Raw genomic sequence first — 24,959 nt, 5'->3', positions numbered from 1 at the left:
AGCGTCCGGCGCCACGAGGAAGTGGCGCCGACATGTGCCGTGGGACCTGCCGGGCGGAAAGGTCATGGGCCGGGCATGGTGCCAAGCCGGACCTGCGTCGCGGGCGGTGCCGGGTAACGCCTGGAAAGCAGGCGTGGTTCGGCCGATTACTCAAAGATCAAGAACATGACCTCAACACTATCAGCCGTGTCAAACGAACCTGGGACCATGGCGGTTTCCCAAGGCGCCAATAGCCAACTAATCTGGCAAATTATGGAGTCTGCACACTATTTCACCGCCCAGCCGGCTGGGCCGTTCACCCGTAAGCCACTCACAGTTGAACTCGCTGGAGCTACGCGCCACCTGCAGACGTCATCCGGCATCTTCAGCCCCGACGGCGTGGACAAGGGAACGGCAATACTCCTGTCAGAGGTTCCACCGCCCGCTCCCCAAGGCAATCTGCTGGACATCGGCTGCGGCTGGGGTCCGATAGCCCTCACCCTTGCTTTGATGGCCCCGCACGCCCGCGTGTACGCCGTCGACGTCAACGAACGCTGCGTGACCCTGACCAACGAGAACGCAGCGGCCCTGGGCCTGGACAACGTGACCGCCAGCCTCCCGCATGAGGTGGACCCCGCCGTCGAGTTCGACACCATCTGGTCCAATCCGCCCATCCGGATCGGCAAGGATGAACTCCACTCGTTGTTGCTGACCTGGTTGCCGCGGCTGGCGCCGGGAGGAAACGCATGGCTGGTGGTTCAGAAGAACCTGGGTTCAGATTCCTTGCAGCGGTGGCTGGCTTCTGAACTGGACGCGTCTTTCAGCGTTTCCCGCGAAAGCACGTCGAAGTCCTTCAGGATCATTCGGGTCAGGAAAGCGTCCCGCTAGCCACTATGACGGCGGGGCCGCTCAGTTCAACGTGCTCACGGCCACCGGCGCCGGGGAAGAACTTCACACCGACGACGCCGCCGGGAACCTTGACGTGCCAGTCGTTGGGCGCCGTGCTGCCGGCCCAGTGACGGATTGCAACCGCTGCTGCGCAGGCTCCCGTACCGCAGGACTGGGTCTCCCCCACTCCCCGCTCGTGCACGCGCATGGTGATGGTTCCCACGCCGTCTTCGACCAACGGTTCGGCCGGAACAACGAATTCAACGTTGGTGCCGTTGACCGGCTTGGGATCAACAACCGGAGCCTTGAACAGCTGGGTTGCTGAAAGCTCGCTGAGTTCGGCCAAGGCAACGACTGTGTGCGGGTTGCCCATACTGACCGAAAGGCCGGGGCGTGCCACTTCCAGGCCGTCCGCGCTGACCAAGGCATCCATGGCCTTGCTGGTTGCCTCGTCCGGGAAAATGAACTCCCAAGGGCCCATGTCCACCGCGTAGCCGTTCACGGTACGGACTACTTTCTTGACTCCGCCACGCGTGCCGATGGTGAGGGTTTCGCCGGGACCAAGGTCCACCAATCCCTGCTCATTGAGGAAGTGAACGAAGACGCGCACGCCGTTGCCGCACATTTCGGACAGCGAACCGTCGCCGTTGCGGTAGTCCATGAACCACTCCGCAGCAGGGTCCACTTCCAGGAGTGCCCGCCCTTCCGGGAGGAACCGCGAGGGAACTGCACGGATAAGTCCGTCGCCACCGATGCCCGTGTGGCGATCGCACAAGTGTGCCACCTGTTCGGGAGTGATCTCGTGGGCGTCGCCGGGATCGGCGATCAGGACGAAATCGTTGCCTGTCCCGTGCCCTTTTGAGAACGCCAATCCGGCAAGGCTCGATGTGGGTTCGGCAGCCCCGGCAGCCGAGGGCTGGCGGGTGGGAACTGAGGCGGTTTCATCCATGGAACCAAGGCTACCTTCCACGTGTGTTCGGCCAGAAATCACCCAAGGTTACCCCTGGGCGAGGATTGCCGACACGGCCCGGGATGTCAGCCCGGGGTCCTTCCAGTCCAACCATGAGATCCGTGGGTCTGCCCGGAACCAGGTGAGCTGGCGGCGCGCGAACTGCCTTGTGGCGACGATGGTCTCCTCGGCCGCGGCCGGCACGTCCATGTCACCGTCCAGGACTTTGAGGAACTGGGCGTACCCCAGAGCCCTTGATGCTGTTTTGCCCTGGCGCAATCCCAAGGTGTCGAGTCGCGCGACCTCGTTCTCCAGGCCGGTCTCGACCATGCGGTGCACTCGGCGGGCAAGCCGCTCCCTGAGTTCTTCGCGGTCAACGGAAAGGCCGATCTGAACAGCGGGTTGATAGTACTCCCTCTGGGGCATGAATGAACTGAAGGCTCGACCTGTCAGTCCGTGGACCTCCAAAGCACGAATTACCCTTCGGGCGTCGCCAAGACGGGCTGCCGAGACCGGGTCCACTTCCTCCAGGCGGGCCCTGAGCGGAGCCAGTCCTTTGGCTTCGTATTCGTCCTCGAGGCTTCGGCGCAGAGCGGGATCCGTTCCCGGAAACTCCAGGATGTCCAGGGCCGCGCGCACGTACAGTCCGGATCCGCCCACCAGAATGGCGTGCTTCCCCCTGGAGTGGATGTCCGCGATGACTGCGCGGCATTCGCTTTGGAAGTCCGCCACGCTTGCCTCTTGCGTGACATCCATGATGTCCAGGAGATGATGCGGAACGCCTTTCCGCTCTTCCATGCTGATCTTGGCTGTGCCGATGTCCATGCCCCGGTAGAACTGCAGCGCGTCAGCATTGATGACTTCTCCACCGAGCGCCAGGGCGATGTTGACGCCCAGATCCGACTTGCCCGAACCTGTGGGCCCGACCACGGCGATGACAGGCCGGGCCTGCTGGGAATCCGACATGGAATGGACGACGCGGCTACGCGCGGCGGATCGGCAATGCGGGCATGCCCAAGGACACCCCGGTCTTGCCGCCGGATGTGCCTGGTGCGGGAACACCGCAGGAGTCGGCCTGCGAACGGTCCCAGGCATCTCCGGCCCTGGAACGCCGCAGGACGTAGTCACTGGTTGTCGCGGGGTCGGCTACCAAGTGGAAAGCGGCTGCTTCCGTAATGGTCACCGTCACGAAGTCCCCGGGACGGGGGGTTTCGGCACCGTCAGGGACGGAAAAGTGCACAAGCCGCTGGTCCTTGGACCGCCCGGAAAGCCGATGGGTCTCCTCGGCCTTCCTGCCTGCCTGGGCTGTCACCAGGACCTCTACCTGCCGGCCAAGCTGCGCGGCGTTTTCCTCGGCGGCGATACGGTCCTGCAGGGCAGTGAGCCGTTCGAAGCGCTCCTGGACCACCGCTTTAGGCAGCTGATCAGGCAAGTCCGCTGCCGGTGTTCCCGGACGCTTGGAGTACTGGAACGTGAAGGCCGAGGAGAACCGCGACTTCTCCACGACGTCCAAGGTCGCTTGGAAATCCTCTTCGGTTTCACCCGGGAATCCAACAATGATGTCAGTGGTGATGGCAGCGTGCGGAATCCGCTCACGCACTTTGTCCAGGATGCCCAGGAAGCGGCTGGAGCGGTAGGAACGACGCATGTCCTTGAGGACTTTGTCCGATCCCGACTGCAGTGGCATATGAAGCTGCGGCATCACATTGGGGGTTTCAGCCATGGCATCGATGACGTCATCGGTGAAAGCCGCGGGGTGGGGGCTGGTAAACCGCACGCGTTCGAGACCCTCGATGTCACCGCAGGCACGGAGGAGCTTGGAGAAAGCCAGGCGATCGCCGAATTCCACCCCGTACGAGTTCACGTTCTGGCCCAGCAACGTCACTTCGACAACGCCGTCATCGACGAGGGCCTGGATTTCCGCGAGGATCTCGCCTGGACGGCGGTCCTTTTCCTTGCCGCGCAGCGAGGGAACGATGCAAAACGTGCAGGTGTTGTTGCAACCGACTGAAATGGAAACCCACCCCGAGTACACAGACTCACGCTTGGTAGGAAGCGTGGACGGGAAGACGTCCAGGGATTCCAGGATTTCGAGTTGGGCCTCGTTGTTGTGCCGGGCCCGCTTGAGGAGGGCCGGCAGGGCGCCCACATTGTGGGTGCCGAAGACAGCATCCACCCACGGCGCTTTCCGGACAATGGTCTCGCGGTCCTTCTGCGCCAGGCACCCGCCAACGGCAATCTGCATGCCGGGATGGGATTCCTTGACCTGCCGCAATTGCCCAAGGTTTCCGTAGAGCTTGTTATCCGCATTCTCCCGCACAGCGCACGTGTTGAAGACAACGACATCGGCAACGTCGCCCTCTGCAGGAACGTAGCCGGCGTCCTCTAGCAGGCCCGCCATGCGCTCGGAATCATGGACGTTCATCTGGCAACCGAAAGTACGGACCTGATACGTCCGGGGCTCAGTCGAAGCAGCGGTGGCAGGTGTTGGGGAGGGAATGGTCAAACTCACTACTCAAGGGTACCGGCTTCTGCCAGCACCTCACCGACGATCCTGAAGGCCAACGATGGAGCGTAGCCCTTGCGCGCCAGCATGGAGGCCAACCTACGCGTGTACTTGTCCCGCTCGGCACGGTCCGAGAGGTTCATGCCCGGCCGAAGCTTACGCTGCACCAGATCCCTCGCGGCTGACTCTTCATCCTGGTCACTGAGTTGCGACAGTGCTTCCTCGGCGGCCTCGAGGACGATGCCCTTATCAGCCAGTTCGCGACGAAGTGCACCTTTGGCCAGTTTCTTGCTTTGTGAACGGCTCCGCACCCACATCCGGGCGAATTCAGCGTCATCAATCAGCTGAACTTCCTCGAAGCGGTCCAGTACCGCCTCGGCAACGTCCTTGGGAACATTGCGTTCCGCCAGTTTGCGGGACAACTGCAGGCGGCTCCGTGGCGCCATCGTCAACTGTCGCAGGACGATGGCACGCGCCACGGACTCAGGGTCGGGCTCGGAGTCTGCAGCCAGGGCAGACTCCGGGTCCGGCCCGGTGCTAGCCGTCAACGGCCTTCAGCTTTGGGGAGTCTTCCTCCGGCTTGACGCCAACGCCAAGCTTTTCCTTGATCAGGCGCTCCAGTTCCTGCGCCAACTCGGGGTTGTCCCGCAGGAACCGCCGCGAGTTTTCCATGCCCTGGCCGAGCTGGTCGCCGTCGTAGGTAAACCACGAACCGGACTTCTTGATGATGCCGTGCTCAACGCCCATGTCGATGATGCCACCCTCGCGGGAGATGCCCTGACCATAGATGATGTCGAACTCGGCGATCTTGAACGGCGGAGCCATCTTGTTCTTGACGATCTTGGCCTTGGTGCGGTTACCTACGGAATCCGCGCCCTCCTTCAGCGTCTGGATGCGACGAACGTCGATGCGGACCGAAGCGTAGAACTTAAGCGCCTTGCCACCGGTGGTGGTTTCCGGCGAGCCAAAGAAGACGCCGATCTTCTCACGCAGCTGGTTGATGAAGATGGCAGTGGTCTTGGTCTGGCTCAAACGACCAGTGATCTTACGCAGCGCCTGGCTCATAAGGCGCGCCTGGAGGCCAACGTGGGAGTCACCCATTTCGCCTTCGATTTCGGCACGGGGTACCAACGCGGCGACGGAGTCGATGACGATGATGTCCAGCGAACCGGAGCCCACCAGCATGTCCATGATTTCCAGGGCCTGCTCACCCGTATCCGGCTGGGAAACGAGGAGGGCGTCGGTGTCCACACCCAGCTTCGCGGCGTAGTCCGGGTCCAGCGCGTGCTCGGCGTCAATGAACGCGGCGATACCGCCGGCGCGCTGTGCGTTGGCTACGGCGTGCAGCGCCACGGTGGTCTTACCCGACGATTCAGGACCGTAGATTTCCACGACGCGGCCGCGGGGCAGGCCGCCGATGCCGAGGGCCACGTCCAGCGCAATGGAACCGGTGGGAATGACTTCGATGGGCGCACGGGTGTCATCACCCAAACGCATGATGGAGCCTTTGCCGAACTGCTTGTCGATCTGGGCAAGCGCTGCTTCGAGCGCCTTTTCACGATCCGGGGTTGCCGCCATGGTTCACACCTCTGATGCTTTCTCGCTGTGGAGTGGCCCGATAGGCCGCTTTCCTGTCATCCCAGACGCTATTACGGCGGCCTGACATTTTTAGGTGCCGACTCCGGCTATGTGGATAACCTGCTTGCCGAATGCTGTTTGAATGCGTCCTACGGGATCAATTTTCCTCTCACAGGAGCATATCCCCATCCGAACAGATATTCGAACAATGGTGCGGCGTGTCTCCCGGCGCCGAGGCGTTCCTGCCAGCGGCAGAGTCAGTTCGAGGCGGGCTTGATGTCCCTGCCGAGCCTGCGCTCGGGGGGTACGTCCTGGACCTCGCACACGGCCAGCCAGACCTCACGGGGATGGTATCCGGCCGCCAGGGCCTCCACGGCCGTCCGCCCGCCCACACCGGCGAGTACCAGCGAGTTGGCCAGGACACGGGAATAGCCGGCCCCGAATTCATCGTCCATCAATCGCCAAAAGTCACTTGCCCTCACGGATAGAGTCTCTCATGGCAGTGGACTCTAGAATGGTTGCCATGAGCAATCCTCTCCAGAGCGCGCCAGGTCCGGCCGTGCCAGGCGACGACGTCGACGACGCCCTCCAGCAGGTGGAACACCAGCTGAGCCTGCTCTGGCGCCGCGCCCGTTCGATCTCCCACCAACTGTCCCGCCAGGTCCATCCGGACATGGAACCGGCCGCCTACGGTTTGCTCACCGTCATCCGCAGGGAAGGCCCCATCCGCCTCACCGAGTTGGCCACTTGCATCGGCGTCGGCAAGCCATCGGTAAGCCGCCAGATCGCCTTCCTTGAGAGCATCGGCCTCGTCTACAAGGAAGCGGATCCGCAGGACGGGCGGGCACAATCCATCCGCCTGACCGAAAAGGGCGAAGAGAAGATGCACCTCGTCCAGGATGCCCGGCGCCAGGTCTTCAGGGAACGCCTCGGTGAGTGGCCCTTGGAAGATGTCCAGACCCTGGCCGACTACATGGGTCGCCTGAATGCCATCTACGGTGACGGCGCGCTCAGGGATCTGGGAACCAAGGAAGCAGGAGCCGATTCCGCGGACAACCCCCCGGGCGCGTGACGCGACGCCGCAGCGCTAAAGAAAGAAGGTCCCCAGCCTCAGGCTGGGGACCTTCTTCGTTACTTATGGAACCGTTTAGCGGGCTCCGGAGAGCATTCCCTGGGGGAAGTCGTCCGAGAGGCCCAGATCGCGGCCATAACGCTGTGAGAATTCCTGCGGGACGGTGTCCGGGACAGCAACACCTTCTGCGACGGCCACGCGGTCGCTGACTTCGCGAAGCATGTGGGACAAAGGAACGTCCAAGGCTGTGCAGATAGAGGACAGGAGCTCGGAAGAAGCCTCCTTCTGGCCCCGTTCCACTTCGCTCAAGTAGCCAAGTGAGACGCGGGCGCTGTGCGAAACCTCGCGAAGGGTACGGCCCTGACGCTGGCGGACATCGCGCAGTACATCACCGATCTCGTGGCGTAGTACAACCATTTTGCGCTCCTTCTGTTCGCTCTGTGCCTGATCAGCCAAGCCCACATCCTTCCAGCGGACAACGCCGTTTACGGATACGGGCTGCTTTACCATCTGTATCGCCATGCTCCCTCGTTGATCCGGTTCGCTGGCTGGCGGACCGGGTATGTTTTTACATCCTAGGCGCCCCGGCTCTTCCGAAGCGACACAATGACACAACTATTGGCAATGAGTTTTTGTTCCCGACTACTTTACGAACGGTAACCAAGGTCACCCAGCGCGGCAAGCAGGCGCGCCAGGGCGGCGTCGCAGGCCTGTTCGCGGATGGACTGACGGTCGCCGTCGAAGCTGTACTCGAACGACGCCACCCCCAGCGCAGACGCCACGCCAATGAACACGGTGCCGACATCTTTGCCGTCGTGCGGCTCCGGTCCGGCGACGCCGGTCGTCGAAATCCCGACGTCGGCAGCGCAAGCCCGGCGTGCGCCGTCGGCCATTGCCTCGGCGACACCGCCGTCAACGGAGCCGACCGACGCAAGAAGCTCCTCCGGCACGCCCAGGATGCCGGCCTTGACCGAGTTCTGGTAAGCGACCACACCGCCTTGCAGCATGGCCGAAGCGCCCGGAGTGTTGGCGAGCGTTGCGGCCACGAGACCTGCAGTCAAGGACTCAGCCGTAGCCACCGTGAGGCCACTGCGGACGGCGGCGCCCACCACCGTCTCCGCGGTTTCTGCCGCACCGCTCACGGACTTCACGCGCGACGTCCCGCTGCGCGCAGCCGCATGGCCTGGATGACATATTCGACGCCGGTCCACAACGTAATGGCGAGGGCAACCATCATGACCAGGAAAGCGACGGCGCCCAGCCATGGGGCGATCGCCTGGAGGGGAAGGATGTACAGGAAGATCGCCACTGTTTGAACGACGGTCTTGAGCTTGCCGCCACGGGAAGCGGGCATGACCCCGTACCGGATCACAACGAAGCGCAGTGCCGTGATGCCCCATTCACGGACCAGGATGAGGATGGTGACCCACGAGGGCAACTCCCCCAGGATGGACAGGAGCACCAACGCTGAGCCGATGAGCAGCTTGTCGGCAATGGGGTCCGCGATTTTGCCGAAGTTGGTAATAAGGCCGCGCGCCCGGGCGATGTCGCCGTCGAGCTTGTCGGTGTAGATCGCTACAGCGAAGGCAACCACCGCCGCCCAGCGCCAGATCCCGTACCCGCCGTTATCGGCCAGCAGGAACCAGACGAAGAACGGCACCAGGACGATGCGCAGCATCGTGAGGATGTTGGGCAGGTTCCAGATATCGGAACTGCTGGAGGTCGCGTTATCACCCTCGGCTGTAGTCACCCCTCTAGGCTACCGTCTTTGCGGCGGCCGCTTTGGGGGCTAACGTCCTGTGAGCGACCAGGCGTCTTCGCCGCCCTCGTCGTCGTCATCCGGGCCGTCCGCGCCGTCATAGTACTCAACAGCCTGGGTCCGGTTGTCCAGGTCCGCCTGCACCAGGTCCTCTGCATAACCGCCGACGGCGATGTTCGAGTTCGCGTTGTCACTCAGGGCGGCCGTGTGGGCATCAGGGGTGGACGGTGACTCCTGGCCCTTCATCGCAGCAAGTACAGCGGCGAGGTCATCGGGCTTGACCAGGACATCGCGGGCCTTGGAACCTTCGGACGGGCCCACGACGCCGCGGGATTCCAAGAGGTCCATCAGTCGTCCGGCCTTGGCGAAGCCGACGCGCAGCTTGCGCTGCAGCATGGACGTCGAACCGAACTGCGTGGTGACCACCAGCTCCGTAGCCTGGAGCAGGACCTCGAGGTCGTCTCCGATGTCGTCGTCGATCTGCTTCTTGGGAGCCTCGGCTGCGACGTCGTCACGGTAGACGGCCTGCAACTGACCCTTGACGTGCTCAACGACCTTGTGGATCTCGGACTCGGTCACCCAGGCACCCTGGACACGCATGGCCTTCGAAGCACCCATGGGCAGGAACAGAGCGTCACCCTGGCCGATGAGCTTCTCGGCGCCTGGCTGGTCCAGGACCACGCGGGAATCCGTCACGGAGGAGGTGGCGAACGCCATGCGGGACGGCACGTTGGCCTTGATGAGGCCCGTGACGACGTCCACGGATGGACGCTGGGTGGCCAGCACCAGGTGGATACCGGCGGCACGGGCCAGCTGGGTGATACGGACAATCGAGTCTTCGACGTCGCGTGGTGCCACCATCATGAGGTCCGCGAGTTCGTCCACGATGACCAGCAGGTAGGGGTAGGGCTTGATGACGCGCTTGGAATCGACCGGCGGCGTGACCTTCCCCGCACGGACGGCCTTGTTGAAGTCATCAATGTGCTTGTAGCCGTAGTTGGCGAGGTCGTCGTAACGGGCGTCCATTTCCCGGACCACCCATTGGAGGGCCTCTGCGGCCTTCTTCGGGTTGGTGATGATAGGCGTGATGAGGTGCGGGACGCCCTCGTAGGCGGTGAGTTCCACACGCTTGGGGTCCACCATGACCATGCGGACTTCATCCGGCGTTGCGCGCATGAGGATGGAGGTGATCATGGAGTTCACGAAGCTCGACTTACCTGCACCGGTAGCACCGGCGACCAGGAGATGGGGCATCTTGGCAAGGTTGGCCACGACGTAGCCGCCCTCAACGTCCTTGCCCACGCCCATGACCATCGGGTGGTCGGTACGGCGGGCATTCTGGCTCCGGAGGACATCACCCAAGGACACCGTCTCGCGGTCGGTGTTCGGGATCTCGATACCGATCGCGGACTTGCCCGGGATGGGGCTCAGGATGCGGACATCACTGGAAGCCACAGCATAGGAGATGTTCTTGGACAGCGCCGTGACGCGTTCCACCTTGGTGCCGGGAGAGAGCTCAATCTCGTAGCGGGTCACGGTGGGACCACGGCTGAAGCCGGTCACCGCGGCGTCGACGTTGAACTGCGTGAGAGTGTCCGTCAGCGCGGCGACGACGGCGTCGTTGGCTTCCGTACGCTCCTTCGGAATGGAGCCCGGCGTCAGGTAGTCGGAGGCAGGCAGTGTATAGGTGACATCACCGGCCAGTGACAACTGCTCCGTACGCTGCGGAATCGGCGTGGGCGGAGGCGGAGGTGTTGCGGGCCGAGCCGGCACCTGGGCCGCCACGGGAGCCGTCATTTCCGGGGTCAGGACGGGAATGGCTTCCGTGGGGTTGTCGATCCCGGGGTTTGCGCCCGCGAGGCCTTGGGCGGCCTTGATCTTCTCCACGGCAATTTCCGCTTGCGTGGGGCGCCGGACACCCGGCGGTACACGTGGTGCGGATGCGGCGGGGGTTTCGTCGTCGTCGACTATTGCGTGTTCGAAGGCTTCGTCACCGACGTAACCTTCCAGGCCGGCGTCGGGTTCTTCATCCTTGCCGAAGAGGCGCATGCGCTTCTTCTTCTTCGGCGGCGCGGACGAGGAGCCGTTGCCGTAGAGGTAGCTTCGGTCGTGGTCGTCCTTGCCGGACTCGTCCATGAGGTCCACGCCCATGAGGTGTTCGTACGCACCCCGGATCCGGGCGGGAATGGCACCGAAGGGGGTTGCCGTAACGATCAGCAAGGAAACAAAGGCCAGGAGACTGTAGATGATGATCGGAACAGCGACATGGATGGCGGCAAGTGGAGCCGCGGCGAGGAAGCCCAGCATGCCGCCCGCACGGCGCAGGCCGTCGAAGCCATCGGCGACGGTGGGCTGGCCCCCAATGACCTGGGCAAGTCCGGAGCCGGCCAGCGTCATGATCATGAATCCGATGCCCACGCGGTTGTTTCCGCGGCCATCCTGGGGCTTGCGGAACAAGCGGAAGGCGCAGACGAAGAGCATGAAAGGCAGGATCAGGGACATCCAGCCGAAGGTCCCGTTGACCACGCTGTACACGATGTCCGGGAGCCAACCGGTGAGGCCCCACCAGGCAAAAGTAGCGATCGCGATGCCCAGCACCAGGTTGAACAGCGCTGCCCCGTCCCGGCGGTCCGCGGGGTCGAGGTCGCTGACATCGTGGCCGATCCGGCGCACGCCGGCACCCACCACGTGCCCGATGCCCTGCCAGGCACCGGACAGCATGCGAAGCGGAAGCGGAGCCTGGGGCTCGACGGCGGCTGCTTGCTTGGTGCGGGCAGTGCTTCCCCGCCCGCTTTTGCTGGCGGAGCTGGTTTTCGATGCGGCTCCGCCCCGGCCTGTGCCGCCGGATTTATTGCTGGAGCTGCCTCGTGGCGCGGAGGTAGTACGGGTCGCCATACGTGCCACGGTACCGCAAGGGGGTCTGAAATCCGCGGATTTCAGACCCCCTTGGGTATTCATGTTGCTGGCGGACTAGGCCTCCAGGACCACCGGGATGATCATAGGACGGCGGCGAAGCTTGCGGTTGACCCACGTGCCGATGATCCTGCGAACCACTTGCTGCAACTGGTGGTTCGTGTGGTCTGTGTGATTCAGCACAGCCTCTTCGAGTGCGGCGTTGATCTTCGGGATGATCTCGTCGAAGACCGAGTCGTCTTCAGCGACGCCACGGGCGTGGATCTCCGGTCCGGACACGATTTTGCCAGTGGTGCGGCTGATGACCGTGATGACGGAAATGAAGCCTTCGTCGCCGAGGACGCGGCGGTCCTTCAGGTCTGCGTCAGTGATTTCGCCAACGCTCGAACCATCCACGTAGACGAAGCCCACCTCCACTTGGCCCACAATGTTCGCCACGTGGTCCTTGAGGTCGATCACGGTGCCGTTATCGCTGAGGATGATGCCGTCCGACGGCACGCCTGATTCCAGGGCAATGTTCCCGTTGGCGATCAGGTGGCGCGTTTCACCGTGCACCGGCATGGCGTTGAGCGGCTCAAGGATGTTGTAGCAATAGAGCAACTCCCCCGCCGCCGCGTGACCGGAGACGTGGACCTTGGCCGTGCCCTTGTGGATGACGTCGGCTCCGAGCTTGAGGAGACCGTTGATGATGCGGAATACGGCGTTCTCGTTGCCGGGGATGAGGCTGGACGCCAGGATGACGGTATCGCCCTTGCCGACAATCACCCGGTGGTCGCCGTTGGCCATGCGCGACAGGGCTGCCATCGGCTCACCCTGGGACCCCGTGGACATGAGGACCACGCGATCGTCCGGCATGTTGTCGATGTTCTTGATGTCCACCAGGATGCCGTCAGGAACCTCCAGGTAACCAAGCTTGGCGGCGATGGCCATGTTCCGCACCATGGAGCGGCCCACGAAGGCGACCTTGCGTCCGTGCTTTGCTGCTGCGTCGAGTACCTGCTGGACACGGTGCACATGGGAGGAGAAGGAAGCCACAATGATGCGCTTCTTCGCCTGCCCGAAGAGTCGGTCCAGTGTAGGTCCGATTTCCTTCTCTGCCGTGGTGAAGCCAGGCACGTCGGCGTTGGTGGAGTCGGCCATGAAGAGGTCGACTCCTTCCTCACCGAGGCGGGCAAAGTGCCGGAGGTCCGTGATGCGGCCATCCAACGGCAACTGGTCCATCTTGAAGTCACCGGTATGGAGGACGTTGCCCCCTTCGGTACGGATAAAGACGGCCAAGGCATCCGGAATGGAGTGGTTGACGGCAACGAATTCACACTCAAAGGGACCGAACTGCTCCACCTGGCCCTCCGTGACGGTGAGCGTGTAAGGCTTGATCCGGTGCTCCTGCAGCTTCGCTTCCACCAGCGCAAGGGTGAGCTGGGAACCGATCAGCGGAATGTCGGCCTTGAGGCGCAGCAGGTAGGGAACCGCGCCAATGTGGTCCTCGTGGCCGTGGGTGAGGACAACCCCGACCACGTCCTCCAGCCGGTTCTCGATGTAGGAGAAATCGGGCAGGATCAGATCAACGCCGGGCTGCGTCTCCTCGGGGAAAAGTACCCCGCAGTCGACTATGAGCAGCTTGCCGTCGATCTCGAAGACCGCCATGTTGCGGCCGATCTCCCCCAGTCCACCGAGCGGAACGATCCGCAGCGTGCCTTTCGGCAGTTTCGGCGGCGTAACCAGTCCGGGAAGGGCGGTTTGGGTCATATTGTGCTACTTTCCGGCGGAACCATCCTGGACGGTGAAGTCCATTCCGGCTTCCGCCAAATCCCCGCGGATGATTTCGATCTCGGCCGCGTCCGGCTCCACGAGGGGCAAACGGACAACCGAGTTGGGCAGGACTCCCTGCCACTTGAGAATCTGCTTGGCGGCTACTGCGCCTTGGACCCGGGTCATGGTTCCACGAACCACCGGCTCCAGTTCAAAGTTGATGGACCGCGCCGTAGCGAGGTCGTTGTTGTTGACGGCGTCGATCAGCTCGCGGAAGCGGCGCGTAGCCACGTGGGTGGTGACGCCGACCAGTCCGACGGCGCCGAGGGCCATCCACTGGAGGGTCAGGCCGTCATCGCCGGAGTAGAAAAGAAGGTCGGTCTCAGCCATGACGCGGGTAGCGGCAGCGAAATCAGCCTTCGCATCCTTGACGGCCACAATGTTCTGGTGCTTGGCCAGTTCGATCATGGTCTCCGGCGCAATGGCGATGGAGGACCGTCCGGGAATGTCATAGAGCATCACCGGCAAGTCGGTAGCCGAGGCAATGGTCTCGAAGTGGGCGCGCACACCAGCCTGGCTTGGCTTGTTGTAGTAAGGGGTCACGATCAGGAGACCATCGACGCCCAACTCGGCAGCGCGCTGCGAAAGGTGCACCGAGTGGGCAGTGTCGTTGGTGCCCGTGCCGGCGATAATGGCAGCCTTGCCACCGACGGCTTCCTTGACAGCCCGGAACATGCCCAGGTTTTCGTCGTCCGTGAGGGTGGACGTCTCTCCGGTGGTGCCTGTAACCACCAGTCCATCGCAGCCATCCTGGACAAGCTTTTCTGCCAGTGCCGCGGCTTGGTCGTAGTCCACCTTGCCGTCGTCGGTGAACGGGGTGACCATGGCGGTCAGCAGGGTACCAAGGGCGGGAATGGGCGCGCGAACGTCAGACATAGGAAAAACGTTACCCTGTCACGGCCTCGTTACAAGAATGGGTATCGCGTGACGGTCCTCATGCGCGTTGCCGCGAAGGCTATGCGACCCCGGGTGTGCGGGCACGCTGACCCGAGCAGTACTGCCCTACGGCGCGCTCTTTGAGTTGTTCTGCCCAGGCGACCAAACGCTGCGAGGCCCGCACGTACTCGAACAGTTCCAGGGGCGTCAGCGATTCCACATCCGTTTCAAACAAGCGGCGGGCCAGTTCAGCACCCGGAGCCTGCTCCGCGAGCACCGTACCCTCGCGGCGCCATTGCGTGTCTTCGGGAGGTTCGCCGGCCACGAGCTGCCGGAAAAGGAAGTCGACAACTCCCGGACTCATCGCTTTCATGGGGCCGCCCATGCCGTCCGGCCGCTCTGGAACTTCATTCATGCCGCCATATTATTCGAACATATATTCGAACACAAGGGCGCGGGCCGGGAACGTCCCGGCAGCCGTCACTCGCCGGTCGCGGGACCCGGCTGTGAGACGATCGCTGCATGACTTCGCAAGAGACGGCGCCTCCGCGAAAAACACGGGGTCAACGCGCGGCTCCCACCCGGTTGACCGGCATCGACGCAGCCAGGGGGGCTGCCCTCCTTGGCATGATGGCCACGCACCTGATGCCGACATTCGGCCCGGCACCCCAATGGGAGCCAACAATGGTGGGCTTGGTGTTCTCGGGGCGGTCCGCTGCGCTGTTCGCGGTACTGGCCGGAATCGGCCTTGCACTGTCCACCGGAAAGCAGGATCCCCGCAGCGGAAAGGAGCTTTGGTCCGCGAGGGCCGGCGTGGCAATGCGCGCGGTGGTGATCGCCGTCGTCGGACTTGCGTTGGGAGGGCTGGACGTCAACGTCGCAGTGATCCTGGTCCACTACGCGATGCTGTTCCTGTGCATCCTGCCGTTCCTCGGCTTGCGGCTCAAAGCCCTTTGCTTCTGGGCGGCTGGGTGGATCCTTGTTTCACCCGTTCTCGCGTTCCTGGTCCGCCCCGTGCTGCTTGACGGGAACCCGCCGCTGCAACTGGGGCACAACCCCGGCTGGGAAGATCTGGAAACCCCCGGCCGTCTGCTCGCCGATCTGTTCTTCACCGGGTACTACCCGGTGTTCCAGTGGATCTCCTACCTTCTTGTCGGCCTGGTCATCGGGCGGCTGGCACTAACGACGGCGGCCGTCCAGCTGATGCTGCTGACATCCGGACTCGTCGTGGCCGGCACGGCGAAGATATGCGGCGTGCTGGCCATGGAGGTATGGGGCGGCCGGGCAGCCCTGTCGGCGCTTCCCGGCACCAGGGGCTATCCCCTGGAGAGCATGCTCCAGGTCAATCTCACCGGGCTCCAGCAAGTGGACTCGTGGTGGTGGTTGGCTACGGCCTCACCCCATGCGGGTACCACGCTGGACTTGTTGCACACCAGTGGCGTTGCCGCCGGCGTCGTTGGGATTTTCCTGATGCTTGGCAGGCTCGCCGAACGCATCAAGGTCAATTTCCTGCTGGTGCTCAGCGGACCAGGCGCCATGACCTTGAGCCTGTATTCAGCGCACGTATGGCTCGTCTCGGGCTTCACCAACCAACCGCTTCCCGCCGGGTGGACCGCCGAAGGCATGTACTGGACGCAGGCGCTCGGAGCCATCGGCATCGGCGTGTGTTTCGCCTTGCTCCGGCGGCGTGGACCGCTTGAATGGGCTGCCCACATGGCATCGAGGCTGGGCAGCTACCGTCCGGCCGCGGTGGGCTGAGAGCGGAACAGCTTCACGGCGTCGCGCATGGATGCGCGCGCACGTTTGCGGTCACCGGAAGCGTCGTAGGCACAGCTCAGCCTGAACCAGGAACGCCAATCCTCCGGCGCAGCCTCGGCCTCGGCACGGTATTTCTCAAATTCGGCGTCGGCAGCGGCGCGAACGATCCGTCCGCCCGGGGTCCGGGGCAGGGTGTCCTCCGGCAGTCCACCCTCGGCTTCGAGCACCTTGGCCATCTGCTCTGTCCGGGCGCCAAAAAGCAGCTCGCGGATCATGGCCCAGGCGCCAATGACCGGAAGCACCAAGTAAGCCGCTCCGATGCCCTTGGCCACCAGGTTGGGATCACCGAGAAGCAGGAAGGACCGCTGAACCGAGACCACCAGGTACAACACCAAAAGCAAGGTGATGGCACCTACCCAGATTTTGGTTCGGTTCTTCTTCAGGGCTGCCAGGAAATTTCCCACGTCCTAGAGCCCCAGGTCCAAGTAGCCGTCCAAGCCGACCGTCAGGCCGGGATTTGCTGCCACTTTCCGCAGCCCCAGCAAGACTCCGGGCATGAAGGACGCCCGGTCGAAGGAGTCATGGCGCAGCGTCAACTGTTCGCCGGGTCCGCCGAAGAGTACTTCCTGGTGCGCCACCAGGCCGCGGAGCCGGACACTGTGCACACGGATTCCGTCCACGTCGCAGCCCCGGGCACCGTCCAGCGAGGTTTCAGTGGCGTCCGGGCTCGCCGGCACTCCTGCCTCCTGCCGGGCTTCGGCGATGAGCTGGGCTGTGCGTACCGCCGTACCCGAGGGGGCATCCACCTTGTCGGGGTGGTGCAGTTCGATGACTTCCACGGATTCAAAGTACTGGGAAGCCTTGGCCGCGAAAGCGGACGCCAGCACTGAGCCCAGGGCAAAATTCGGGGCAATCAGGACACCTGTGTCCGGCTTCTGCTCCAGCAGCGCCCGCAGGGATTCCAGTCTGTCCGCATTCCAACCGGTGGTACCCACAACAGCGTGGATTCCGTGCTCAACTGCGAACCGGACGTTGGTTTCGGTGATATCCGGAACGGTGAGGTCAACAACGTACTGTGCACCGGCGTCGAGCAGTTTCTCCAGCGAATCACCACGGCCGAGCGCTGCCACGAGCGTCATGTCCCCTGCTGCTTCAATGGCCTTGACGGCTTCGATTCCCATGCGCCCATTGGCGCCCAGCACAGCAACAGCAAGTTGTTCGGTCATGCCTTTAACCCTACCGCCGGGCAGGACCCGGGAAGGAACCGTGACAGCTTCCTACTCCCCCGCACCTACCCATTCAACGGTGCCGTCGGAGAAGAACTGTTCCTTCCAGATGGGGACCTGCTCCTTGACCCGGTCCACGAGTTCCGAGCAAACAGCGAACGCCTGTCCACGGTGGGCAGCTGCAACCGCACATACCAGCGCGGGATCACCAATCTCCAGCGTGCCTATCCTGTGGGCAGCCCAGATACGGACCGGCTGGTCAGCCTCGCCCGAGTGCTCTGCGACGAGCCGGGCCACGACCTCGGACATGACCTGATGCGCTGTGGGATGGGCGCTGTAGCTCAACCGGTCCACTGCCTTGCCGCCGTCGTGGTTGCGCACAACGCCGCTGAAGCTGACGACCGCGCCGGCAGTGTCCGATTCCACTGCACTGATGGCCTGGTCCACCGAGATCGGCTCGGAACTGAGGACAGCGCTGACAACTTCGAAGTCTGTTTCAGTGCCCATGGCTTCCTTCCAATTGCTCGCAGAGATGCCCGATCACAGGGTCAAGGACGGCCAGTCCGTCCATGACTCCCTTAGGAGATCCCGGCAGGTTGATGATGAATGTCTTTCCCGCAACGCCCGCGTGGCCACGGCTCAGCATCGCCATGGGGGTCTTGGCGGCGCCTGCGCGGCGGAGGCCCTCCATGATGCCGGGTATCTCCCGGTCCAGCAGTGGAAGCGTCATTTCCGGTGTGTGGTCGTCCGGGCTGAGGCCCGTTCCCCCGCTGGTGATGATGACGGCCGGTTCCTGGGTCAGCAATGCCCTCAGGGCGGCACCCACGGCTTCACCGTCCGGGACCACCATGGTGGGGAAGGTGTCGAAGCCGTGCTCTTTGAGCCAGTCGAGAATGATAGGACCTGTCTCATCGGCGTAGATTCCGGCGGCGGCCCGGGTGGAGGCAATCACGACGCCGGCCTTCCGGGGGCCGTGTGCGTTCGGCTCGCATGCGCTCATGCCCTTGCCTCCGGCCTGGAGTCCCCGGAGACGTCCCAGCTTCCGCTCTTGCCACCGCTCTTGGACAGCACCCGGATGTCGTCCAGGACGGCATGTTTGTCCACGGCCTTGATCATGTCGTAGACACTCAGGGCGGCAACGGAGGCCGCAGTCAACGCTTCCATTTCGACGCCGGTCACGCCCCGGGTCTTGACCGTGGCAAGGATCCCCACGGAATCCGTACCCAGCTCAAAGTCCACCGTGACCTTGGAAATGGGCAAAGGATGGCACAGCGGGATCAGTTCAGGTGTTTTCTTTGCAGCCATGATGCCGGCAACGCGTGCAACTGCGAGCGCATCGCCCTTGGGCAGTTCGCCGGCACCCAGCAGGGCCAGGACTTCGGGGGTGGAGCGGACCGTGGCCGTGGCGGTGGCTTCGCGGGTGGTGACGGCTTTTTCGGAGACATCCACCATCTGGGCGGTGCCGTCCTGCCTCAGGTGGGTCAGGCCTGTGGGGCCTGCCGGGGATTCGAAAGTGTGGTTCACAACATCCATACTTCCACTTCGTCTCCTTCGGCGAGTTCCGTGACGTCCTCGGGGATCTGCACCAAGGCATTGGCACGCGCCAGGGCATGGACCAGATGGGAGCCTGCACCACCTTCCATGCGGACAACGCCATCCACGACGGTTCCACGGCGCACCTGATGCTTGCCCTGCGGGGAGGTAAGGCCTTCGGCCAGGTGTGCCCTCAGCGCGGGCCTGGGCGAGGGGGCGCCGGCAACCTGTGAAAGGGCGGGGCGGAGGAACATTTCGAAGGAGACCAGGCAACTGACGGGATTGCCCGGGAAGCCGATGAAAGGGGTTCCTTCGAAAGTGCCCAGTCCCTGTGGTCCGCCAGGTTGCATGGCGACGTGGAGGAATTCCACCGGCTGCCCGGTCATGGCCATGCGTACGACTTCGTAAGCCCCTTTGCTCACTCCCCCGGTGGAAACGATCATGTCCACCGGTTTGTCCGGGTCCGCGAGGTGCTGCCTCAGGACTGCGAGCAGGCCCTCGGGTTGGTCGTCCGAGATACCGGTGCGGACTACGTCGAGGCCGGCTTGCCGCATGGAGGCTTCCAGGAGCGTTCCATTGGAGTCGTAGATCTTCCCGGCTGTCAGTTCGGTTCCCGGTTCCAGGACCTCATCGCCCGTCGTGACCAGGAGGACACGCCAGGGCTGCCGGATCTCCACGTCGACAAGGCCGAGCGCTGACAGCAGCCCCAGCTGGCTTGGGCCCAGCAGCGTGCCGGCGGCAAGCGCCAAGGCTCCCTTGCCGATGTCGCTGCCGCTATCACGCACGTACGTCCCGGGCTCGACCGTTGGCAGCTCCACCTCCGCGTCGACGTCCGTGGGCGCCGGAAAAGTGCCGGGCGTCGCTTTCTCAATAGGTACGACGGCGTCCGCTCCCTCCGGCATCATGGCTCCGGTCATGATCGGAGCGGCATGGCCCGGCTTCAGGGCTTCCGGCGCGGCACCAGCCGGAACGGGCGCCGCTACGGGGAGCTTCGCACCGCCGTCGGGGATGTCTGCTGAACAAACGGCAAAGCCGTCCATTTGGGAGTTGGCGAAGGGCGGGAGGGACAAGGGTGCGTGGAGGTCGACGGCGAGCACCCTTCCGAGTGCGTCCATCAACGGAAGCCGGTGCGTGCCTTTCCTTGCGGCGGCTGTTGTCAGCAATTCCGCGATTGCCTGGCGGTGGGCTGCAACGGATCTGGGCACGGATATCCTCCTGGGGGCACATTGGCTTCCGGCTACGATCCGGACGTTCCCAGCGTAGATCCTCAGGCCACTTTCACGGTGATGGTGTGATAACCCGTGGCGCCGTCGGGGGCCACAGGGGCCTTGTCTTCGGTTTGCGGTTGGCCGCTTGCGTCAGTGGCCCGGACCTGGACTTCGTAGTCGCCAGGCTGGAGGTCAATGCCGATCTGCCACTGGTACCAGGTGTCGGTGGAGATGGCGCCGGCGAGTTGTGCCTTCTGCCAGGCGCCGCGGTTGACCCGCAATTCGACGCGTTCAATGCCACGATGTTGGGCCCAGGCAACCCCGCCGAATTGGACCTTTCCAGGCTGGACCATCCGTTCGCTGCGTGGGACGTCAATGCGCGATTGCGTTTTGATGGGTCCGTGGTCGCTCCACCCCCGGGGTGTCCAGTACGCGGTATCGTCCGCGAAACGGGTGACTTTGAGTTCGGTCAACCATTTGGTGGCTGAGACGAACCCGTAAAGTCCAGGCACAATCATCCGGACCGGGAACCCGTGTTCCAAAGGCAACGGCTCGCCGTTCATGCCCACAGCCAGCAAGGCGTCACGGTCGTCGGTGAGCGCCTCCAGAGGCGTGCTGGCGGTCCAGCCGTCGTTGCTGGTGGACAGCACCATGTCCGCCCCGGCTTTCGGGCCGGCCATGGCCAGCAGTTCGCGCACCGGCCACCCCAGCCACAGCGCGTTGCCGATGAGGTCGCCACCAACGTTGTTGGAAACGCAGGCGATGGTGATGTGGCGTTCAGTCATGGGTTTGGCCAAGAGGTCGGCAAAGTCCAGTTCGATGTCGCGTTCCACCATTCCGGTGACTTTCAGCTTCCACGACGGAGGATCGATGGCCGGGACAGTCAGGGCCGTGTCGATCCTGTAGAAGTCCGCGTTCGGCGTCACCAGCGGGCTGATGCCCGGCACGCTCAAGGACGCGCCGGCGGGAACGGTTTGCGGCGGCGTTGCGGGCGCCGGCAGTGCCAGCGAGCTTCTGAACCCGGCAGCCACAGCGGTGGCCCGGGTGAGGATGGCGGTGACGGTCCCTCCGACCGTCGCTGCCAGGGCAGTTCCGGACAGGGCGTTGAGGAAGCTCCTCCTGGCAAGGGGCGCCCGCCCGGCAGCGTCCCCGCCCGCGGTGCTCCCGCGCGGAATCCAGGCATCCAGCCTCCGAACGAGCATCCGCAGGAGCAGCATGGTGACAACTGCGGCCACGATCGGTGCCAGCGCTGCCTGCGGGCCGGCTTGGGCACGGGTGACGACGGCGGTAAGTCCCGCCACGCCCGCCAGGCCGGCAAGTGCCAGGCCCAGTCCGGGCCGCCGGCGTTCCAGGATGCCGGCGAGCGCGGCCAGGAATCCTGCGACCACCACGATGGAGGCCACCAGGACGACTTTGTCGGCCGTTCCGAAAAGTTGCACGGCCAGATCCTTCACCCCGGGCGGGACGGCGTCTATCACTGCGCCGCCGAGGGCCGTCACCGGAGAAACCAGCGGGCTGAGGAATCCTGCCGTCAGCTCTCCCGCGGCAATCCCGGCGGCTCCGGCAGCGAGTCCGGCGGCAGGTGCCCACAACCGGGCTCCGCCGGCGGGACGTCCGGTTTTCGTTTGCTTGACTGCCGGCGCGCTCATGATGTGCCTCCACGGCCCTCGTTTGTTTCAGTGGTTTCCAGCGGCCCGGGCTTTGGCGAAGCCGGAGCGGGCGATGGCTCCGGAAGCGAACCGGCCGGAAGTTTCAGGGCGAAGCGGCAGCCGCCGTCGACGTTGCGGACCGTCACTGATCCCCCGTGCGCCTTGACGATGCCCGCCACCATGCTGAGCCCGATGCCGGCACCGCTGTAACTTCCCCGCAGGGACCCCTGGGTGCCCCGGGCGGGGTCTTTCTGCCAACCCGTTTCGAACAGGTGCGGAAGGTCCTCCTCCGGAATGCCGCCGCAGTGGTCCTGGACGGCAATGACAGCGTTTCCGTTGTCCCGCCCGACACTGACGTGGACGTCGGTCTCCGGCCGGCTGTATATGATCGCATTGAGGAGGATGTTCCTCACGGCCCTGGCCAGGCTGGGTCCGTCCGCCACGGCCATGCACTCACGGTCACCACCGCCGTCGAGCCTGATGCCCCGTTTCGCTGCCAACGGAGCCAGGTCCGAGAGGGCATCGCTGACGAGGTCGTACAGGTCCAGCGCTTCAGCGCGCAGATGCAACGTCCCGGCCTGGATCTTGGAAAGCTCCAGGAGGTCGTTGACCATGGCAGTCATCTGCTCGGTCTGCCCGATGATCTTCCGGTAATAGCCCTGCACATCCGAGGCCATGCCGTCTTCGAGGGCCTCGGTCATGGCACGCATGCTGGCAAGGGGCGTTCGAAGATCATGGGAAATCCAGGACACCAGTTCGCGCCGTGCCGTCTCGATGGCGGCTTCCCGTTCCCGGGATTCGGCGAGGCTCCTGCTGCTGGCTTCCAGTTCCTGTTCAAGCGCAGCTAGCTCCGATGTCATGGCAGGGGCCGCCCTCCTGCCCCCAGGCCCGGAGGTCTCCAGCGTTTCGCCACGGCCTATCCTGCGGGCGGCCTCCACCAGCCGGGCAGCGTTCCTGGACACCCCCGCGCCGAGCACCAAAGACAGCGCTACAGCCACGGCCGATGCCATCGCCAGGATGTACCACATCACTTCGAGGTCCCTGGCGGAGATGAACATCGCGTTGAAGGCGCTGACCATCCCGGCCACCAGCACAGCCACGGTGGCTACCACCACCAAGCAGATCCGGACCAGTACCGAGGCCCGCCGAAGCAACCTCAACAGGAGCAGCGTTGCCGAGCCGATCAGGACTGCCCAGAAGAGTACCCACGCAAGGATGGTCCAGAGCTCGCTACCCTCCATGGACGGCTTCCGCCTTTCCCTCCGTGGGAACGTCAAAGCGGTAGCCGATGCCCCACACGGTCTTGAGGAGTTCCGGCTTGGTGGGATTTGCTTCGATCTTCTCGCGCAGCCGCCGGACGTGGACCGTCACCGTGGAAAGGTCTCCGAAGTCCCATCCCCACACGGCTTTGATGAGTTCTTCACGGCTGAACACCTGGTTGGGCCTGCGCATCAGGAAGGCCAGGAGGTCGAATTCACGGGCCGTCAAAGCCAGCGGTGAACCAAGCATGGTGACAGTCCGGGACGCGGGGTCAAGCTCCAGGCCTGCCGATTGGACCGCTGGTTCCGGCGTATGGTCCTTGATGCTGCGCCGCAGTACCGACTTGACGCGCAGTACCAGTTCCCGGGGAGAAAACGGCTTGGTGACGTAATCGTCAGCTCCCATCTCCAATCCCAGGATCCGGTCGTCTTCGGTTCCCAAGGCCGTGACCATGATGACCGGCACGCTCATGGTTTGGCGTAACCGCCGGCATACTTCAACCCCGTCCAGTCCCGGCAGCATACGGTCCAGGATGACCAGGTCCGGTGTGCGGGCCGTGGCCACTTCCAAGGCCGTGAAGCCATCGCCCGCAGTGTCCACTTGGAAGCCCGCCCTCACCAGGTAGTCGCGGACGACAGCGGCAATGGTCTCTTCGTCTTCGACCAGGAGGATGCGCCGGTTTCCGAGCTCCGCTGACGATGCCGTATTTGTGGTCACGCTCTCAGCATAAGTTTGCTGCGGGTGCCCGGCACCCGATTCCGCCCCTCCCGGGCGAACCGTACGGATTCCGTAAGAACTGAAGACTGTAACGGGTATCACTGATCAGGGTGCGGTGGCGTAGCCTGAATTTATGAGTGTTCAGTTGGGCATGCCGATGCCCCCTTCCAGCAGTGCCGCAGGCAGCACGGAAAGCGGTGGGCAAACACCGCCACCCCGCCCTGCCGGAACGCCTGCCGGTTTGTGGGATCAGTACGGTCGTCGGGCCACTGACATGCGTCTTTCCCTGACCGACAAATGCAATCTGCGGTGCACGTACTGCATGCCTGCCGAGGGCCTCGACTGGCTTTCCAAGCAAGCTGTCATGACCCGGGATGAGATCGTCAGGATAGTCCGCATCGGCGTCACCGCCCTGGGCGTGCGGGAACTTCGCCTCACCGGCGGCGAACCCCTGGTCCGCGCCGACCTCACAGACATTATTTCCGGCATCCGCAGCGAACATCCGGATCTTCCCATTTCCATGACCACCAACGGTGTGGGGTTGGACAAGAAAGCTGCTGCCCTGAAGGCTGCCGGCCTGAACCGGATCAACGTCTCCCTTGATTCCCTGCATGAGGAGACATTCACCAAACTCACCCGTCGTCCGTTCCTGGACAGGGTCCTGGCCGGCGTGGACGCCGCGTGGGCGGCCGGCCTGGGTCCCGTCAAGCTCAACGCCGTGCTCATGCGTGGCATCAACGACACCGAGTCCCCGGACCTCCTTGCCTGGGCATTGGGCCGCGGCTACGAACTCCGCTTCATCGAACAGATGCCGCTCGACGCCGACCACGGCTGGACCCGACGCAACATGATCACGGCCGCGGAGATCCGGGAGCTCCTGTCCCGGGACTTCGTGCTGTCCAACGACCCCCGTGAAAGGGACGGCGCACCAGCAGAGCGGTTTGAAGTACGACGCCGGGACACGGCTTCGGGGGATGCCTCCGGTCCCGTGCTGGGCACCGTTGGCATTATCGCCTCCGTCACCGAGCCGTTCTGCTCGGACTGCCGCCGCACGCGCATCACCGCAGAGGGCAAGATCATGAGCTGCCTGTTCTCCCGTGAAGAGTTCGACCTCCTGGGGCTGCTTCGCAGCGGGGCTACGGATACCGAGCTCGCCGGCCGTTGGCAGGACGCCATGTGGATCAAGCCCAAGGCCCATGGCATGGACCACACCGGTCTCGGCGCAGCGGACTTCGTCCAGCCGGACCGCAGCATGAGCGCAATCGGAGGCTGAAAA

General features: G+C 63.9%; 26 protein-coding genes. 4 read left to right on the top strand and 22 right to left on the bottom strand.

The genetic code is table 11. The annotated features are described in order from the left end of the window. Positions 1 to 252 precede the first annotated feature (252 nt). Complete coding sequence (locus tag PV760_RS15215) at positions 253 to 867, top strand: class I SAM-dependent methyltransferase (RefSeq protein WP_018779080.1); 615 nt, start codon at positions 253 to 255, stop codon at positions 865 to 867. On the opposite strand, the gene dapF is transcribed toward PV760_RS15215, so the two are convergent. The 6 genes from dapF to PV760_RS15185 all read right to left on the bottom strand — a co-directional run bounded on the left by dapF (position 848) and on the right by PV760_RS15185 (position 6,382). Beyond that, a complete protein-coding gene (gene dapF / locus PV760_RS15210; RefSeq protein ID WP_018779079.1) occupies positions 848 to 1,816 on the bottom strand; it encodes a diaminopimelate epimerase in 969 nt (322 codons plus the stop codon). The two genes, PV760_RS15215 and dapF, sit on opposite strands and share 20 nt — an antisense overlap. 48 nt (positions 1,817 to 1,864) lie before the next feature. Continuing rightward, a complete protein-coding gene (miaA, locus tag PV760_RS15205) occupies positions 1,865 to 2,782 on the bottom strand; it encodes a tRNA (adenosine(37)-N6)-dimethylallyltransferase MiaA (RefSeq protein WP_018779078.1) in 918 nt (305 codons plus the stop codon). 16 nt (positions 2,783 to 2,798) lie between these two features. After that, a complete protein-coding gene (miaB, locus tag PV760_RS15200) occupies positions 2,799 to 4,328 on the bottom strand; it encodes a tRNA (N6-isopentenyl adenosine(37)-C2)-methylthiotransferase MiaB (protein ID WP_079582226.1) in 1,530 nt (509 codons plus the stop codon). Continuing rightward, positions 4,328 to 4,870, bottom strand: a complete 543-nt coding sequence (locus PV760_RS15195) for a regulatory protein RecX (protein ID WP_018779076.1) — start codon at positions 4,868 to 4,870, stop codon at positions 4,328 to 4,330. The genes miaB and PV760_RS15195 overlap by 1 nt, the downstream gene beginning before the upstream one ends. Next, on the bottom strand, positions 4,860 to 5,900 hold the full coding sequence (gene recA / locus PV760_RS15190; protein WP_018779075.1) for a recombinase RecA: 1,041 nt from the start codon (positions 5,898 to 5,900) through the stop codon (positions 4,860 to 4,862). The genes PV760_RS15195 and recA overlap by 11 nt, the downstream gene beginning before the upstream one ends. 257 nt (positions 5,901 to 6,157) lie before the next feature. Next, entirely contained in the window at positions 6,158 to 6,382 is a 225-nt protein-coding gene (locus PV760_RS15185; protein WP_026267343.1) for a DUF3046 domain-containing protein, read from the bottom strand. A 41-nt stretch (positions 6,383 to 6,423) separates the two neighbouring features. Between PV760_RS15185 and PV760_RS15180 the strand changes: the two genes are divergently transcribed. Next, a complete protein-coding gene (locus PV760_RS15180; protein WP_051088528.1) occupies positions 6,424 to 6,972 on the top strand; it encodes a MarR family winged helix-turn-helix transcriptional regulator in 549 nt (182 codons plus the stop codon). A gap of 75 nt (positions 6,973 to 7,047) precedes the next feature. Here PV760_RS15180 and PV760_RS15175 read toward each other — a convergent pair whose 3' ends face one another. The 7 genes from PV760_RS15175 to PV760_RS15145 all read right to left on the bottom strand — a co-directional run bounded on the left by PV760_RS15175 (position 7,048) and on the right by PV760_RS15145 (position 14,747). Beyond that, on the bottom strand, positions 7,048 to 7,482 hold the full coding sequence (locus PV760_RS15175; RefSeq protein WP_018779072.1) for a helix-turn-helix domain-containing protein: 435 nt from the start codon (positions 7,480 to 7,482) through the stop codon (positions 7,048 to 7,050). A gap of 137 nt (positions 7,483 to 7,619) precedes the next feature. Then, positions 7,620 to 8,123, bottom strand: a complete 504-nt coding sequence (locus tag PV760_RS15170) for a CinA family protein (protein WP_018779071.1) — start codon at positions 8,121 to 8,123, stop codon at positions 7,620 to 7,622. Next, on the bottom strand, positions 8,120 to 8,722 hold the full coding sequence (pgsA, locus tag PV760_RS15165; RefSeq protein ID WP_354628166.1) for a CDP-diacylglycerol--glycerol-3-phosphate 3-phosphatidyltransferase: 603 nt from the start codon (positions 8,720 to 8,722) through the stop codon (positions 8,120 to 8,122). Before pgsA ends, PV760_RS15170 begins: the two co-directional genes overlap by 4 nt. Before the next feature lie 39 nt (positions 8,723 to 8,761). Next, positions 8,762 to 11,626, bottom strand: a complete 2,865-nt coding sequence (locus PV760_RS15160) for an FtsK/SpoIIIE family DNA translocase (protein ID WP_354628165.1) — start codon at positions 11,624 to 11,626, stop codon at positions 8,762 to 8,764. A 75-nt stretch (positions 11,627 to 11,701) separates the two neighbouring features. Further along, positions 11,702 to 13,393 carry a ribonuclease J gene (locus tag PV760_RS15155; RefSeq protein ID WP_018779068.1) on the bottom strand — a complete coding sequence of 564 codons (1,692 nt, stop codon included), beginning with the start codon at positions 13,391 to 13,393 and terminating at the stop codon, positions 11,702 to 11,704. A 6-nt stretch (positions 13,394 to 13,399) separates the two neighbouring features. Further along, positions 13,400 to 14,332, bottom strand: a complete 933-nt coding sequence (dapA, locus tag PV760_RS15150; protein WP_018779067.1) for a 4-hydroxy-tetrahydrodipicolinate synthase — start codon at positions 14,330 to 14,332, stop codon at positions 13,400 to 13,402. Between the two features lie 79 nt (positions 14,333 to 14,411). After that, a complete protein-coding gene (locus tag PV760_RS15145; RefSeq protein WP_026267342.1) occupies positions 14,412 to 14,747 on the bottom strand; it encodes a hypothetical protein in 336 nt (111 codons plus the stop codon). 107 nt (positions 14,748 to 14,854) lie between these two features. On the opposite strand from PV760_RS15145, the gene PV760_RS15140 reads away from it, so the two are divergent. Continuing rightward, positions 14,855 to 16,090 (top strand): heparan-alpha-glucosaminide N-acetyltransferase domain-containing protein, encoded by a 1,236-nt coding sequence (locus tag PV760_RS15140; RefSeq protein ID WP_026267341.1) that lies wholly within the window; start codon positions 14,855 to 14,857, stop codon positions 16,088 to 16,090. Here PV760_RS15140 and PV760_RS15135 read toward each other — a convergent pair. Genes PV760_RS15135 through PV760_RS15095 form a run of 9 tightly spaced genes read right to left on the bottom strand, consistent with a single transcriptional unit; the run spans position 16,066 to position 23,683 of the window. Continuing rightward, the gene (locus PV760_RS15135; RefSeq protein WP_018779064.1) at positions 16,066 to 16,554 is read right to left on the bottom strand and encodes a hypothetical protein; all 489 of its coding nucleotides are present in this window, start codon (positions 16,552 to 16,554) and stop codon (positions 16,066 to 16,068) included. The genes PV760_RS15140 and PV760_RS15135 overlap by 25 nt on opposite strands. 3 nt (positions 16,555 to 16,557) lie before the next feature. Beyond that, the gene (gene dapB, locus PV760_RS15130; protein WP_018779063.1) at positions 16,558 to 17,316 is read right to left on the bottom strand and encodes a 4-hydroxy-tetrahydrodipicolinate reductase; all 759 of its coding nucleotides are present in this window, start codon (positions 17,314 to 17,316) and stop codon (positions 16,558 to 16,560) included. A gap of 51 nt (positions 17,317 to 17,367) precedes the next feature. Continuing rightward, a complete protein-coding gene (locus PV760_RS15125) occupies positions 17,368 to 17,823 on the bottom strand; it encodes a molybdenum cofactor biosynthesis protein MoaE (RefSeq protein ID WP_018779062.1) in 456 nt (151 codons plus the stop codon). After that, positions 17,813 to 18,316 (bottom strand): MogA/MoaB family molybdenum cofactor biosynthesis protein, encoded by a 504-nt coding sequence (locus PV760_RS15120; protein WP_018779061.1) that lies wholly within the window; start codon positions 18,314 to 18,316, stop codon positions 17,813 to 17,815. The genes PV760_RS15125 and PV760_RS15120 overlap by 11 nt, the downstream gene beginning before the upstream one ends. Beyond that, on the bottom strand, positions 18,313 to 18,849 hold the full coding sequence (gene moaC, locus PV760_RS15115; RefSeq protein ID WP_354628164.1) for a cyclic pyranopterin monophosphate synthase MoaC: 537 nt from the start codon (positions 18,847 to 18,849) through the stop codon (positions 18,313 to 18,315). The genes PV760_RS15120 and moaC overlap by 4 nt, the downstream gene beginning before the upstream one ends. Then, positions 18,837 to 20,060 (bottom strand): molybdopterin molybdotransferase MoeA, encoded by a 1,224-nt coding sequence (locus tag PV760_RS15110; protein WP_354628178.1) that lies wholly within the window; start codon positions 20,058 to 20,060, stop codon positions 18,837 to 18,839. Before PV760_RS15110 ends, moaC begins: the two co-directional genes overlap by 13 nt. 56 nt (positions 20,061 to 20,116) lie before the next feature. Next, complete coding sequence (locus tag PV760_RS15105; RefSeq protein ID WP_354628163.1) at positions 20,117 to 21,706, bottom strand: molybdopterin-dependent oxidoreductase; 1,590 nt, start codon at positions 21,704 to 21,706, stop codon at positions 20,117 to 20,119. Further along, positions 21,703 to 22,947 carry a sensor histidine kinase gene (locus tag PV760_RS15100; protein ID WP_354628162.1) on the bottom strand — a complete coding sequence of 415 codons (1,245 nt, stop codon included), beginning with the start codon at positions 22,945 to 22,947 and terminating at the stop codon, positions 21,703 to 21,705. The genes PV760_RS15105 and PV760_RS15100 overlap by 4 nt, the downstream gene beginning before the upstream one ends. Next, a complete protein-coding gene (locus tag PV760_RS15095; RefSeq protein WP_079582232.1) occupies positions 22,937 to 23,683 on the bottom strand; it encodes a response regulator transcription factor in 747 nt (248 codons plus the stop codon). The genes PV760_RS15100 and PV760_RS15095 overlap by 11 nt, the downstream gene beginning before the upstream one ends. 133 nt (positions 23,684 to 23,816) lie before the next feature. Here PV760_RS15095 and moaA point away from each other — a divergent pair, with 133 nt between their 5' ends. Further along, complete coding sequence (gene moaA / locus PV760_RS15090; RefSeq protein WP_502921446.1) at positions 23,817 to 24,956, top strand: GTP 3',8-cyclase MoaA; 1,140 nt, start codon at positions 23,817 to 23,819, stop codon at positions 24,954 to 24,956. Positions 24,957 to 24,959 lie beyond the last annotated feature (3 nt).

It is taken from the genome of Paenarthrobacter sp. CC6, from assembly GCF_040560085.1.
In the GTDB taxonomy this organism is placed as follows: Bacteria; Actinomycetota; Actinomycetes; order Actinomycetales; family Micrococcaceae; genus Arthrobacter; species Arthrobacter nicotinovorans.
Note: the sequence above shows the minus strand (reverse complement) of the source record. Positions and strands in the feature narration are given on the sequence as shown.

Bases quoted from the DNA above. Each gene is read 5' to 3' on its own strand.
- PV760_RS15160 (WP_354628165.1), bottom strand. From the start codon at position 11,626: ATGGCGACCCGTACTACCTCCGCGCCACGAGGCAGCTCCAGCAATAAA.
- PV760_RS15120 (WP_018779061.1), bottom strand. From the start codon at position 18,316: ATGAGCGCATGCGAGCCGAACGCACACGGCCCCCGGAAGGCCGGCGTC.
- PV760_RS15215 (WP_018779080.1), top strand. From the start codon at position 253: ATGGAGTCTGCACACTATTTCACCGCCCAGCCGGCTGGGCCGTTCACC.
- PV760_RS15175 (WP_018779072.1), bottom strand. From the start codon at position 7,482: ATGGTAAAGCAGCCCGTATCCGTAAACGGCGTTGTCCGCTGGAAGGAT.
- PV760_RS15140 (WP_026267341.1), top strand. From the start codon at position 14,855: ATGACTTCGCAAGAGACGGCGCCTCCGCGAAAAACACGGGGTCAACGC.
- PV760_RS15100 (WP_354628162.1), bottom strand. From the start codon at position 22,947: ATGGAGGGTAGCGAGCTCTGGACCATCCTTGCGTGGGTACTCTTCTGG.
- recA (WP_018779075.1), bottom strand. From the start codon at position 5,900: ATGGCGGCAACCCCGGATCGTGAAAAGGCGCTCGAAGCAGCGCTTGCC.
- dapF (WP_018779079.1), bottom strand. From the start codon at position 1,816: ATGGATGAAACCGCCTCAGTTCCCACCCGCCAGCCCTCGGCTGCCGGG.
- moaA (WP_502921446.1), top strand. From the start codon at position 23,817: ATGAGTGTTCAGTTGGGCATGCCGATGCCCCCTTCCAGCAGTGCCGCA.
- PV760_RS15155 (WP_018779068.1), bottom strand. From the start codon at position 13,393: ATGACCCAAACCGCCCTTCCCGGACTGGTTACGCCGCCGAAACTGCCG.
- PV760_RS15125 (WP_018779062.1), bottom strand. From the start codon at position 17,823: ATGGGCACTGAAACAGACTTCGAAGTTGTCAGCGCTGTCCTCAGTTCC.
- PV760_RS15145 (WP_026267342.1), bottom strand. From the start codon at position 14,747: ATGAATGAAGTTCCAGAGCGGCCGGACGGCATGGGCGGCCCCATGAAA.
- dapA (WP_018779067.1), bottom strand. From the start codon at position 14,332: ATGTCTGACGTTCGCGCGCCCATTCCCGCCCTTGGTACCCTGCTGACC.
- PV760_RS15105 (WP_354628163.1), bottom strand. From the start codon at position 21,706: ATGAGCGCGCCGGCAGTCAAGCAAACGAAAACCGGACGTCCCGCCGGC.
- miaA (WP_018779078.1), bottom strand. From the start codon at position 2,782: ATGTCGGATTCCCAGCAGGCCCGGCCTGTCATCGCCGTGGTCGGGCCC.
- dapB (WP_018779063.1), bottom strand. From the start codon at position 17,316: ATGACCGAACAACTTGCTGTTGCTGTGCTGGGCGCCAATGGGCGCATG.
- moaC (WP_354628164.1), bottom strand. From the start codon at position 18,849: ATGGATGTTGTGAACCACACTTTCGAATCCCCGGCAGGCCCCACAGGC.
- PV760_RS15180 (WP_051088528.1), top strand. From the start codon at position 6,424: ATGAGCAATCCTCTCCAGAGCGCGCCAGGTCCGGCCGTGCCAGGCGAC.